At 67.7% G+C, this 12,028-nt stretch carries 14 protein-coding genes; 4 read left to right on the top strand and 10 right to left on the bottom strand.

Features of this window, described 5'->3' with window-relative positions; genetic code table 11:
- Positions 1-87: 87 nt before the first annotated feature.
- A complete protein-coding gene (locus GR316_RS06715; protein ID WP_211783197.1) occupies positions 88-612 on the bottom strand; it encodes an invasion associated locus B family protein in 525 nt (174 codons plus the stop codon).
- A gap of 155 nt (positions 613-767) precedes the next feature.
- On the opposite strand from GR316_RS06715, the gene GR316_RS06710 reads away from it, so the two are divergent.
- Both GR316_RS06710 and GR316_RS06705 read left to right on the top strand, forming a co-directional pair.
- A complete protein-coding gene (locus tag GR316_RS06710) occupies positions 768-1,763 on the top strand; it encodes an asparaginase (protein ID WP_211783196.1) in 996 nt (331 codons plus the stop codon).
- A gap of 31 nt (positions 1,764-1,794) precedes the next feature.
- Complete coding sequence (locus GR316_RS06705; protein ID WP_211783195.1) at positions 1,795-2,130, top strand: DUF2794 domain-containing protein; 336 nt, start codon at positions 1,795-1,797, stop codon at positions 2,128-2,130.
- Here the strand turns inward: GR316_RS06705 and GR316_RS06700 are convergent.
- Positions 2,127-2,939 carry a C40 family peptidase gene (locus GR316_RS06700; RefSeq protein ID WP_211783194.1) on the bottom strand — a complete coding sequence of 271 codons (813 nt, stop codon included), beginning with the start codon at positions 2,937-2,939 and terminating at the stop codon, positions 2,127-2,129. The two genes, GR316_RS06705 and GR316_RS06700, sit on opposite strands and share 4 nt — an antisense overlap.
- 3 nt (positions 2,940-2,942) lie before the next feature.
- On the bottom strand, positions 2,943-4,310 hold the full coding sequence (locus GR316_RS06695; protein WP_211783193.1) for a leucyl aminopeptidase family protein: 1,368 nt from the start codon (positions 4,308-4,310) through the stop codon (positions 2,943-2,945).
- A gap of 150 nt (positions 4,311-4,460) precedes the next feature.
- On the opposite strand from GR316_RS06695, the gene GR316_RS06690 reads away from it, so the two are divergent.
- Positions 4,461-5,108, top strand: a complete 648-nt coding sequence (locus GR316_RS06690) for a carbonic anhydrase (protein ID WP_211783192.1) — start codon at positions 4,461-4,463, stop codon at positions 5,106-5,108.
- Positions 5,109-5,140: 32 nt separating this feature from the next.
- Here GR316_RS06690 and GR316_RS06685 read toward each other — a convergent pair whose 3' ends face one another.
- The 5 genes from GR316_RS06685 to GR316_RS06665 form a co-directional block, all read right to left on the bottom strand.
- The gene (locus GR316_RS06685; RefSeq protein WP_211783191.1) at positions 5,141-6,295 is read right to left on the bottom strand and encodes a polysaccharide pyruvyl transferase family protein; all 1,155 of its coding nucleotides are present in this window, start codon (positions 6,293-6,295) and stop codon (positions 5,141-5,143) included.
- 60 nt (positions 6,296-6,355) lie between these two features.
- On the bottom strand, positions 6,356-7,378 hold the full coding sequence (locus GR316_RS06680; protein WP_211783190.1) for an aspartate-semialdehyde dehydrogenase: 1,023 nt from the start codon (positions 7,376-7,378) through the stop codon (positions 6,356-6,358).
- A gap of 67 nt (positions 7,379-7,445) precedes the next feature.
- Positions 7,446-8,069: a glycosyltransferase family 29 protein gene (locus GR316_RS06675; RefSeq protein ID WP_211783189.1), complete on the bottom strand. Its 624-nt coding sequence runs from the start codon at positions 8,067-8,069 to the stop codon at positions 7,446-7,448.
- Positions 8,066-9,079 (bottom strand): glycosyltransferase family 4 protein, encoded by a 1,014-nt coding sequence (locus tag GR316_RS06670; RefSeq protein ID WP_211783188.1) that lies wholly within the window; start codon positions 9,077-9,079, stop codon positions 8,066-8,068. The genes GR316_RS06675 and GR316_RS06670 overlap by 4 nt, the downstream gene beginning before the upstream one ends.
- A gap of 22 nt (positions 9,080-9,101) precedes the next feature.
- Entirely contained in the window at positions 9,102-9,371 is a 270-nt protein-coding gene (locus tag GR316_RS06665) for a GlsB/YeaQ/YmgE family stress response membrane protein (protein WP_211783187.1), read from the bottom strand.
- 134 nt (positions 9,372-9,505) lie between these two features.
- Here GR316_RS06665 and GR316_RS06660 point away from each other — a divergent pair, with 134 nt between their 5' ends.
- A complete protein-coding gene (locus tag GR316_RS06660; protein WP_211783186.1) occupies positions 9,506-11,119 on the top strand; it encodes an alpha-amylase family glycosyl hydrolase in 1,614 nt (537 codons plus the stop codon).
- Here the strand turns inward: GR316_RS06660 and rlmH are convergent.
- A complete protein-coding gene (gene rlmH / locus GR316_RS06655; RefSeq protein ID WP_211783185.1) occupies positions 11,116-11,586 on the bottom strand; it encodes a 23S rRNA (pseudouridine(1915)-N(3))-methyltransferase RlmH in 471 nt (156 codons plus the stop codon). The genes GR316_RS06660 and rlmH overlap by 4 nt on opposite strands.
- The gene (gene rsfS / locus GR316_RS06650; protein WP_211783184.1) at positions 11,586-11,957 is read right to left on the bottom strand and encodes a ribosome silencing factor; all 372 of its coding nucleotides are present in this window, start codon (positions 11,955-11,957) and stop codon (positions 11,586-11,588) included. Before rsfS ends, rlmH begins: the two co-directional genes overlap by 1 nt.
- Positions 11,958-12,028: the final 71 nt, after the last annotated feature.

Genomic DNA, 12,028 nt, shown 5'->3' with positions numbered 1-12,028 from the left:
AAGACGGTTATATAGTGGATTTCGGCGTCGATTTAAATGCAAAAACGCCCCGGAACCTGCCGGGGCGCCCTGCACATGCCGCATGGCTTACTTGCAGCGGTTCTCGGCTTCTTGCATCGCGGCCGTGAAGCCCATGAGCGAGAAGGTGTCCTGCGTCTGCGTCCCGCGCGAGGAACGCGCCGTCAGAACCGCCTCGGACCCGGCCTTCATCGCGGCAAGGATCGTGCCGTCCGAACCGCTGTCGGCGGGCCATGCCCATTCGCCGTCGGTCATCATGGCATAGGTCTTGCCGTTGATCGCCACATCCACCGTGGAGCCGCCGGCGAAGGGATAGCCGCCCGTGAACGAAATCTCGCCCGCCGCGCCTGCACCGGGGCGGAAGGTCACGAACAGCAGGATGTCGCCGCGCTGCACTTCCACCGGCTGGCCGTCACGGCTGTTCACGGTCTTCTTGGGGCTGGAGACGCCCCAGCATTCCTTGGGGCTGTCCTCGGTGAACACGCTCCAGTCGGTCTTGGTCGCCACACGGTTCGTGGATTCCTGCGCAATGGCGCCGGTCCCCGCAAGGGCAAGCATGGCGGCGCCGATCAGGCGCGTGGTCGTGGGGTTCATGTCCAGCCTCTCTGCTTCGGCCCGGCCTGCCGCCTGACTGCGCGCTTTTGGGTGGCGCGGGCCTGTCCAACTCGATAACCGTTCTTACCGTGGTTTGCGCGCGGTTTCAAAGGCGATCTGCCGTCGAATCGCGCATCTGTGAGAGGGGCGGAACGATGACGGCACCTGTGGCGATGGCCGAACTGTGGCGGGGCGGATTGCTGGAAAGCACCCATCTGGGCCATGCCGTGATCTGCCATGCCGATGGGGAGGTGGTCCGCGCATGGGGCGATCCGAACGCGGTGATCTTTCCGCGATCCTCGTGCAAGATGCTTCAGGCGCTGCCGCTGGTGGAATCGGGCGCGGCCGAGGCGCATGGCCTGACCGACCGGCAGCTTGCGCTGTCCTGCGCCAGCCATTCGGGCGCGGCGCTGCATGCGGGCACCGTGGGGCGCTGGCTGTCGGATCTGAACCTTCGGGAGCAGGATCTGCGCTGCGGCTGCCACATGCCGTGGGACACCGAAGAGCGGGACCGCCTGATCCGCGCTGGCGAGGCGCCGTGCCAGCTTCATAACAACTGTTCGGGCAAACATGCCGGTTTCCTGACGCTGAACCGCCATCTGGGCGGGGATGCCGAATATCTGGAGATCGACCATCCCGTGCAGCGCGCCGTGAAGGCCGCCTTCGAGGAGGTGACGGACGAAACCTCGCCCGGATATGGCATCGACGGCTGCTCGGCCCCGAATTTCGCGACTTCGCTGCAGGGGCTGGCGCGGGCGATGGCCTTCTTTGCCGGTGCGCGCGATGATGGCGGCCCCCGCGAACGTGCGGCGGCCCGGCTGGCCCGCGCGATGGCCGCCCATCCCGAGATGGTCGCCGGCGAAGGGCGCGCCGATACCGAACTGATGCGCGCCATGGACGGGGTTGCGATGAAGATGGGGGCCGAGGCGGTCTATGTCGCGATTCTGCCGCAAAAGCGGATGGGCATCGCGCTGAAGATCACCGACGGCCATGTCCCCGCCGCCGAGGCCGCGATCGCGCGCCTGCTGGTGGAGCTGGGCGTTCTGGACGCCGCGCATCCCGCGACGCGCCGCCGCCTCGATGCGGTTCAGACCAATTGGCGCGGCATCGAGACGGGCGTCTTCCGCACGTCGGACGGTTTCACCGCTTGATTTGACCGCGGCGCGGCGCAACATGAAGGGTATGGACGCACCGATACCCTTCTCGCCCCGCATCCCCGAACAGGTCAGCTTCGACCGCCACGAACTCGGGACCATCCTGTCGGTCTATGGCCGGATGGTGGCGCAGGGCGAATGGCGCGATTACGGCATCTCGGTCCTGCGCGAGGTCGCGGTCTTCGCCATCTTCCGCCGCACCGCCGAACACCCCCTCTATCGCGTGGAAAAACGCCCGAAGCTGCGCCAGCGGCAGGGGATGTACGCCGTGGTGGGGATGGATGGGCAGATCCTGCGCCGCGGTCACGATCTGGCGCAGGTGCTGCGGGTGCTGGAACGCAAGACGATCCGCGTCGTCGATTAGGGCCGCCGCTGCGACAGCAGGGGATAGCCCGCCGCTTCGATCCGTTGCAGCGCCACCTCGGTATCCTCGATCACGGTGGCCATGAAGGCGCCCGTCGCGTGGATGATGCGCCGTTCGTCCATCGCCATGGCGACATGCCCCTTCCAGAACAAGAGATCGCCGCGCTGAAGCGGCCCCTCCACCTCATGGCCGAGGGATTGCTGCAGATCGCTGTCGCCGGGGCAGGGGCGTCCGCAAGCCAGTTGCGCGATCTGCACGAGGCCGGAGCAGTCGATCCCGTCACGGCTGTTGCCGCCCCAGACATAGGGCGTGCCGAGAAAGCGTTCGGCCACCGCCACCGGATCGGCCATCCACGCATCCAAGGCGCGCAGATGATCGGCCCAGATGAAGCCCTTGGTCGTTTCGGCCCATTGGCCCTGCTCGCCGATCACCGTCAGCCGCGCGCCCATGGTCAGCGCCGCGATCGGGCGCGACTGCACCCGCGGTTCGGGATAGAGATGGCTCGCCGGTACCGCCAGCCAGTGCGTCTGGGGCAAGGCCGGTTCCAACGTCTCGCGCGGGACCCAGCCGCAATAGCCGTCCTTGGCCGACATGCCGAAGGCGTAATGGCTGTCGCGGTCGATCACGGTGAACCCGTCGCCCATGACCAGCTGACGGTCGCGCCCGCCTTGCGGCTGTGCCAGAAGATCCACGAGCGGCGCGGATACCTGCCGCGCATCGCCCTTGGTGAAGGCGGGGGCGTCGACGATGCCGCGCAGCGATTCGTGCGCGATGCGGCTGGTGGCGGGGGTGATGCGGCGATCCCTCATCCCTCAGACCCCCAGCAGCGTGGGCAGCGCCCCGAGGATCGCGCGCGCGCCCTGTCCCGCGCCGCCCTTGGGCCGCCCGGGTGCATCGCCCGGCTGATGGCCGTAGATGTCGAAATGAACATAGCGCCCGCCCGCGAAACGCCGCAGGAACAGCGCCGCCGTGATCGCCCCGGCCATGCCCCCCGCGGGCGCATTGTCGAGATCGGCGATGCCCGGTTCGATCATCGGCTCGTACGGCTCCCAGAAGGGAAGGCGCCAGACGGGGTCGCGCATCTCGGTTCCGGCATCGGCAAGGGCCGCGGCCGCCGCCTCGTCATCGGTGAAGAAGGGCGCGAGGTCCGGCCCCACCGCCACCCGCGCCGCGCCCGTCAGCGTCGCCATGGAGATGGTCAGATCGGACGCCTCCTCGGCCGCGAGGGCCAGCGCATCGGCCAGCACCAGCCGCCCTTCGGCATCGGTGTTGTTCACCTCTACGGTCAGGCCCTTGCGGGAGGTGAGGATGTCCTTAGGCCGGAAGGCACGGCCCGAGACCGAATTCTCCACCGCCGGGATCAGGACGCGCAGGCGGATCGGCAGGTTCAGCGCCATGATCATCTGCGCAAGGCCCAGCACGGTGGCCGCGCCCCCCATGTCCTTCTTCATCAGCAGCATCGACGCCGCCGGTTTCAGATCGAGCCCGCCCGTGTCGAAGCACACGCCCTTGCCCACCAGCGTCAGCGCCGGGCCATTCGCGCCCCAGCGCAGATCCAGCAGGCGCGGGCGCCGGTCCGACCCGTCGCCGACCGCGTGGATCATGGGAAAGCCCTCGCGCAGCGCCTCATCCCGCGTGACGGAGAGATGCGCGCCGTGGCGGGCGGCAAGTGCGGCCGTGGCGGCCTCCAACTCGTCCGGGCCCATATCGGCAGAGGGGGTGTTGATCAGATCGCGCGTCAGCCATTCGCCTTCCGCAAGCGCGACCAGCCGTTCGCACCCTTCGGGCAGTTTCAGACGCGCCCCGCCGCCGGTCTGCGCGCGGTAGCGGGTGAAGCGATAGGCCCCGAGGAGGAAGCCGAGAACGGCCTCGTCCCGCTCCTCGTCCGTCAGGGTGCCCTCCAGATGCCAGTCGCCTTGCGGTAGCTGCGCCGCGGCGGCAAGGCCGAAGCGCGTGCGCCGCCGCGCGGCGGCGGTGCCATGGCCGATGACGGCGGCGGCGGGCGCCCCGTCCGGGCCAGGCAGCAGGCGCACATCGCCAAGGCCACCGGCGAATCCCGTCCCCGAAAGCCACGCCGCCACGGGGGCAGGCTGGCCGGCCAGCCACGCCTGCAACCCTTCCGCGCCCACGACATACAGGGGGCGGGACGTGGCGTTCGGGGGGGAAAGGGGCAGATTCATGGCGGGTCTCCGGCTGTTCGGCGCGGAGCCTACGCCTTTGGCCGCTGGCCGCAAGGCACAGCCGATCCCATTCGCGTGGTGCGATCGCACTTCCGCATGGCGCACGTGCGCCGTATCAGGGTGCGCAGCACCAAACCGAAAGGACCTGCGATGCAAGATGTCAGACCGCTTCCGCATTACCTGATCCAACGCTATCACGGCTGGCGCGCCACGACCTATGCCGAGAACGCGGCCTGGTACCGCCGTCTGGCCGGGGAAGGGCAGCATCCGCGGGCCATGGTCATCGCCTGCTGCGACAGCCGCGTCGATGTTGCCCAGATCTTCGGCGCCGATTCGGGGGAGCTGTTCATCCACCGCAACGTCGCGAACCTCGTGCCGCCCTACGATCCCGATGGCGATTACCACGGCACCTCGGCGGCGGTGGAATACGCCGTGACGGCGCTGAAGGTGGCGCATCTGGTGGTGCTGGGCCATTCGAACTGCGGCGGCGTCAAGGGCTGCCACGACATGTGCGAAGGCCACGCCCCGGAACTCGAGGCGTCGACCTCCTTCGTCGGGCGCTGGATGGACATTCTGCGCCCCGGCTACAAGCGCGTGAAGGAGGCCGGCCCCGCCGATCCGCTGCGCGCGCTGGAAAACGAGGCCGTCCTCACCAGCCTCGAGAACCTGATGACCTTCCCCTTCGTGCGCGACGCGGTGGCCGAGGGCGTTCTGAGCCTGCATGGCTGCTGGAACGACATCGGCCATGGCGGGCTGGAGCATTACGACCGCAAGGAAGGCACCTTCGTTCCGGTCTAAGGCAGGCTGGGCGGCGTCCGCGCCGCCCCGTATCATGCATCGCCGGGAAAGAGCTGGTCCAGATCGCCCCGGAACCCGTCGCGCAGCGTGTGCATCCGCGCATAAAGCTGCGCCGGATCGAGGTTCGGCGCCGCGCGGCAGATCTCGGCCACGCGTTCGGCATAGGCCTCGGGCGTCTCGTCGCCCATTTCGACATACTGGGCATCGAGGTCCAGCATCCCGAACAGCATCCGCTTCTTGAAATCGCCGAGCGTGCCCGTCTGCTTTTCCGCCGTGCGGCCAAGGCCCACCACCGGCACGCCCAGCACCATGCTATTGATCAGGAAGTGATAGGTGTCCGACACCACGAACCGGGCCGAGGCGATCTTGGCCCGCATCGCCTGAAAATCGGCTTCGGCATCGGCCTCCTTTAGATGCATCCAGCCGGGCATGGGCTGACCGCGCAGGCCCGTCACCTCTTCGATCCGGCGGATCAGACGCTCGCGCTGCGGCAGTTTGCTGCGGTTGAAGGTGTAGCAGAAGATGTCGTCCTTCGGCTGCGCCGGAAGGGGGGGCAGCAGAAAGGCGCAATCCATCCCCTGCCGCGCCACGCTCCGCCCCTCGGGGGAAAGCATGGAGGACAGGCTTTGCAGCGAATGGGGATCGCGCGGCAGGATGGCGCGGAAGTTCTTTTCGATGCGCGCGAAGATCGGCTTGGCGTTCGGAAGTTCGGCCGCGAAATCGTGTTGGAAGTTGTTGCCGACCGACACCGCATTGCCCGGACGTCGCGCGCCGTAGAAGTTGAAGAGGCGCTTCCACGCGTCATAGCCTTCGCGGGTGGTGGCGCTGTGGCCGAACCCGCGGTCGCGGTTCGCGAAATCGCCGCGGCCATAGACGGGATTGTTCAGGAAATCGCCCCAATAGACAATGTCGCTGTAGCCCGAGAGATCCTTCATGCGGCGGAACAGCTTGGCGGTATGGCCCGCGATCACGTCGGCCTCGCGGTCCGGCGGGCGCTGTGCATAGAAGATGTCGAAGGCAAGGCCGCGCCCTTCGAAGTAATGCACGGCCGAACTGTCGACGCTGTACATGCCCGAATTGCCGCGATGGGCGGCGCAGATGACTGCGATGCGCGGCGCGCGCGGGGGGGCTGGCTTGGAGAAGAGGCGGGCCAATCCCCGCGCTTTTTGCATGAAACGCGTGATCATCCGTCCTCCGGCAGGTTCGAGCATGGGGGCAGGGCGCCCCCATCCGGGGGCGCGCCGCGATCAGCCCTTCTTCAGGCAGCGCTTGCCGAGAACCTCGGCGATCTGCACGGCGTTCAGCGCCGCACCCTTGCGCAGGTTGTCCGAGACGCACCAGAGGTTGATGCCGTTCTCCACCGTCGAGTCCTGACGGATGCGCGAGATATAGGTCGCGTATTCGCCCACGGATTCGATCGGCGTGACATAACCGCCGGCCTCGCGCTTATCGACGACCAGAATGCCCGGCGCTTCGCGCAGGATGTCGCGGGCTTCGGCCTCGTCGAGGAAATCCTCGAATTCGATGTTGATCGATTCCGAATGGCCGACGAAGACCGGAACGCGCACGCAGGTGGCGGTGACACGGATGGACTTGTCGAGGATCTTCTTCGTCTCGGCGACCATCTTCCACTCTTCCTTGGTGGAACCGTCGTCGAGGAAGACGTCGATATGCGGGATCACGTTGAAGGCGATCTGCTTGGAGAATTTCGACGGCGCGACTTCCTGACCGGGGACATAGAGACCCTTGGTCTGGTCCCACAGCTCGTCGATGCCTTCCTTGCCCGCGCCCGACACGGATTGATAGGTGGAGACGACGACGCGCTTGATCTTCGCGCGATCATGCAGCGGCTTCAGCGCGACGACCATCTGCGCGGTGGAGCAGTTGGGGTTCGCGATGATCATCTTGTTGGTGTAGTGATCGACCGCTTCGGCGTTCACTTCCGGCACGACCAGCGGCACCGCCGGGTCGTAGCGATAGAGCGAGGAGTTGTCGATCACGACGCAGCCCGCCGCCGCCGCCTTGGGCGCGTAGGTCTTGGTCGCGTCCGAACCCACGGCGAACAGCGCCATGTCCCAGCCGGTGAAGTCGAAGGTGTCGAGGTCCTTGGTCTTCAGTGTCTTGTCGCCGAAGCTGACCTCTGTCCCAATCGATTTGCGCGAGGCGAGCGCCACGATTTCATCGACCGGAAACTCGCGCTCGGCGAGGATGTTCAGCATTTCGCGACCCACGTTGCCCGTGGCACCCGCGACGACGACCCTGTAGCCCATGGAGGACCTCCTTTGCGTCTGAGAAGGGACGCGGACCCTTACCCCACCAGCCCCGATGTTGAAAGGATTATCCGTGCGGATGCAGGAAAAATCGCGAATCTTGCGCCAGAAGGGTCTGAACACGCTGCGCTTCGGCGGAAAAGTCGTGGGGGACATCGGCCGCGCCCCGCCGCCCGGATAGCGACAGGGTGGCGAAGAAGTCGAATCCGTAAAGGTCGATCCGCGCGGTAGAGGACCGGGCCAGAAGGTCGATCATCATCGCCCCGGTGCTGGGCGGCGCGCCCAGCAGGGCCTGAAGGCGGGCGATGTCGTCCTGCGGGTGCAGGTAGAATCCGGGATGCGTCGCCACGGCCCAAGGCAAGCGTTTGCGCTTGGGCGACATCCACAGGATGCGGCCCGGACGGATGCGCCGCATCTGCGCCCCATCGAGCGCCGTCGCCAGCGCCAGCGCATCGGTGCGCGTTCCATGCGATGCGGCGGCGGGCATCGGGGCGCGGTTGATGCGGATCACAATATCGGCGGCGTCGATCGCCGCGCCGTTCCGCCCCTCGGCCAGTCCGCGCGCATTGCCCACCAGCGCCACGCGCCGCCCGGCCCAATCGGCCAGCACATCGGCCTGCGGCACCGACAGGGCGCAGAGCGGCTCTTCGCGGCGCAGCAGGCGCGCGAGAGTGAAGCCAAGCCGCGTCATGCCAGCATCCGGCGGTAGAGGGCGTTGAGGGCGCGGGCCTCGTCCTCGATGCGGAACCCGTCTTCGACGCGGCGGCGCACGGCGGCGGCGCGCCCCGCAGCATCGGGCGCATCGAGCATCGCGGCGATCCCGGCGGTCAGGGCGGGCACGTCATCGGTCGGCACCAGCCGCCCCGTCGGGCCGAGCAACTCCTCGAACGCGCCGGTGCGCGTGGCGACCACGGGCACGCCGCAGGCCATCGCCTCCAATGGCGTAAGGCCGAACCCTTCCCACCGCTGCGGCGCGACATAGAGGTCGAGGGCGGCATACCAGTCGGGCATCCGGTCCACCGTCACCTCGGGGCGGAAGAGGATGCGCTCCGTCAGCCCGGCCGCCGCGATGCGCGCCTTCAGATCGTCCAGAAAGGCGCGGTCCTTGTCCAGCGCGCGGCCCATCACGACGGCATGCCCCTCCCGCTCGGGCAGAAGCGCGATCATCGCCGCCACGAAATTGTCCGTCCCCTTGGAGGCGCGGATGCGGCCGTAGCAACCGATCAGCGGCCCGGTTTCGGGCAGGTTCAGCCGCGCGCGCAGGGCGGCGCGGTCCGCGGCGGGGCGAAAGGCGTGGGTGTCGATGCCGTGCAGGATGACCTCGGCCTCCCGCTCCAGATAGGCGGCGCCCTTGGCCGAGGTGGCCACCACCGCATCCATCCGCCCGATCAGCCAGCGCGACCAGCCCGTATGCCGCCGCTGCGAGGCCGAGGTGAACAGCAGCCGCAACCGCCGCCGCAGCACATGGCGCAGCACGAGGCCTAGCAGCATTTCGGTGTTGCGGCGGGCGTGCCAGACGCGCCAGCGGTCGCGCGGCAAAAGGGCCACGCGCCACAGCGGCATATGGGGCACGCCTTGCGGCAGGCCGGGGCCGGTGGCGCGGATGCCGATCTCGCGCGCTTGGATGGGCACCAGCCGCGCGATGGTGGCGGTGACGCCGGACAGGCGGCGCTTCAGGTTGGGGGCGATGACCTCGATCATGCGCCCCGTTCTACCGGCGGGATCAGTCGAAGACCAGCTTGGCGATGACGAGGACCACCGCCGCGCCGATGACGGCCATCAGGATCACCGCCAGCAGCCCGCCCGCCAGCAGCACCCCGCCCGCCAAGAGCCCGATCACCAAGGGCGCCGCCACCGCCGCGATCACCCCGATCGCCACATACCGCGCCCGGTGCCCGCCCGCGACCAGCGCCGCCAGCCAGCCCGCCGCCGCACCGATCACCACCATCAGGATCAGCGCGACCCAACCGATGCCTTGCAGAACGTCTTCCATTCATCCCTCCTTCGTGCGGGCCGATCCCGCGCCTTTCCTGCAATGATAGCGCGCCGCGCCCTTTGGGCACCCCGAAGCATGGCGCTGGTAATGCGCGCGCACTCGGCTAGGGTGAAGGAAAAGGGAGGTGCTTCATGCAGAACTGGTGGCGCGGGTCGGTGACCTATCAGATCTATCCCCGGTCGTTTCAGGATTCGAACGGCGATGGCATCGGCGATCTGCCGGGCATCACGCAGCGGTTGCCGCATGTGGCCTCGCTTGGGGTGGATGCGATCTGGCTGTCGCCGTTCTATCCCTCGCCGATGCTGGATATGGGCTATGACGTGTCGGATTATTTCGGCGTGCATCCCGATTTCGGCACGCTGGCGGATTTCGACACGCTGCTGGAAACGGCGCATGGGCTTGGCCTGAAGGTGATCGTCGATCAGGTCATCAGTCACTGCGCCAAGGATCACCCGCTGTTCGCCGAAAGCCGCCGCGACCGGACCAATCCCAAGGCCGACTGGTTCATCTGGGCCGATCCGCAGCCCGATGGCAGCCCGCCGAACAACTGGCTCGCGATCTTCGGCGGCTCGGCATGGACATGGGATGCGGGGCGGCGGCAGTATTACATGCACAATTTCCTGCCCGAACAGCCCACCTTCAACTTCCACTGCCCCGAGGTGCAGGAATACTTCCTCGACGTGCTGACCTTCTGGCTCGATCGCGGGGTGGACGGGTTCCGGCTGGATACGGTGAACTACTACTTCCACGATCCAAAGCTGCGCTCGAACCCGGCGCTGCCCTTCGATCGCCCGCCGGTCAATCCCTATGACATGCAGGATCAGATCTACACCAAGACCCGCCCCGAAAACGTGCCGTGGCTGGAACGGATGCGCGCGCTGACGGACCGCTACGACGCGCGGATGATGGTGGGTGAGGTGGGCGACGCGCTGCGCCAGATCGAGGTGATGGGCCTCTACACCGCCGGCGATCACCGCCTGCACATGGCCTACAGCTTCGAGATGCTGGGGGATGCGTTCTCGGCCGCGTTCTTCCGCAGCGCCGTCGAGTCCTTCTTCGAGGGGGCACCGGATGGCTGGCCCTGCTGGGCGTTTTCCAACCACGACGTGCCGCGTCATGCGGGCCGCTGGGCCGAACATGGCGCGACGGACGATCTGGCGCGGCAGACGGCGGCGCTGCTTCTGTCGCTCGAAGGGTCGGTCTGCCTCTATCAGGGCGAGGAGCTGGGCCAGACCGATACCGAGATGGAGTATCACGAACTGACCGATCCGAAGGGCCTGAACTTCTGGCCCGACGAAAAGGGCCGGGACGGGTGCCGCACGCCGATGGTCTGGGACGGCAGCGCCGAAGGGGGCTTCACCACCGGCACGCCGTGGCTGCCGGTGAAGCCGCCGCAGGCCGCCCGCCATGTCGCCGCCCTTGAGGCGGACGCGGATTCGGTGCTGAACGCCTATCGCGCGATCCTCGCCTTCCGCCGGGACGACGATGCGCTGCGGCTGGGACGGACGCGGTTCGTGGACGGCCTGCCCGAACCGGTGCTGGCCTTCGTCCGGCAGGGGGAGGGGGCGGCGACGCTCTGCGTCTTCAACCTTGGGCCGCGGCCGGTGACGCTGGCGCTTACGGGGGTGGGGGCGCCGATCGGGCCGGGCCGGAACGCGGTGCTGGACGGGGCGGAGCTGCGGCTTGGCGCGAACGGTTATGCATGGCTGCCCGCCGGGGCCGATCTGTCGGTGCGGCCCGCCTAGACGCGGTGATAGGGCGATCCGGCAAGGATGGAGGCCGCGCGGTAAAGCTGCTCGGTCAGCATGGCGCGCACCAGCATATGCGGCCAGACCATCCGCCCGAAGGACAGTGCGGCATCGGCGCGATCGCGCAACGCCGGTGCCAGCCCGTCCGCCCCGCCGATCAGAAAGGCGACATCCTGCCGCCCGCCATCGCGCCAGTGTCCCAGCTGCGTGGCGAATTCGGGGCTGGAGAAGGTGCGCCCGCGTTCGTCGAGGACGCAGATCAACGCGCCCGACGGGACGGCGCGGGCCAAGAGGTCGGCTTCCGCCTCCATGCCGCCGCCCTTGCGATCCTCCACCTCGTGCAGGGTCAGAGGGCCGAGGCCGAGCGCGCGGCCCGTCCGGTCGAAGCGGGTGACGTAATCGTCCACCAGCGCCTTTTCCGGGCCGGCCCGAAGACGACCGACCGCGCACAGATGCACCCGCATCAGAGAGGCGAGCGTTGCTGGTCCGCAGGCAGCCACATCTTTTCGAGCTGGTAGAACTCGCGCACTTCGGGGCGGAAGACGTGGACGATGACATCGCCCGTGTCGATCAGCACCCAATCGCCGGTGTCCTTGCCTTCGACCTTCGAAAGGCGGCCGAAGTCCTGCTTGACGTTCTCCATCAGCTTTTCGGCGATGGAGGCGACCTGACGGGACGAACGGCCGGAGCAGATGACCATGTAATCGGCCATGTCCGAGCGGCCGCGCAGATCGATCTGCACGATCTCTTCGGCTTTGTCGTCGTCAAGCGACTGAAGGATGCGTGCAAGGATCGCCTCGCTTTGCGCATCGGGGGATTGCGCCGCGCCGTTCATGTCGGGGCGCGGCCCGACCGGAAGTCCGGTCGACGGATCGGAATGAGCCAGGACATTGTCCTCCAGTAGTG

This window comes from Falsirhodobacter algicola (genome assembly GCF_018279165.1).
GTDB lineage: Bacteria > Pseudomonadota > Alphaproteobacteria > Rhodobacterales > Rhodobacteraceae > Falsirhodobacter > Falsirhodobacter algicola.
This window is presented reverse-complemented; position numbering and strand designations above follow the sequence as displayed.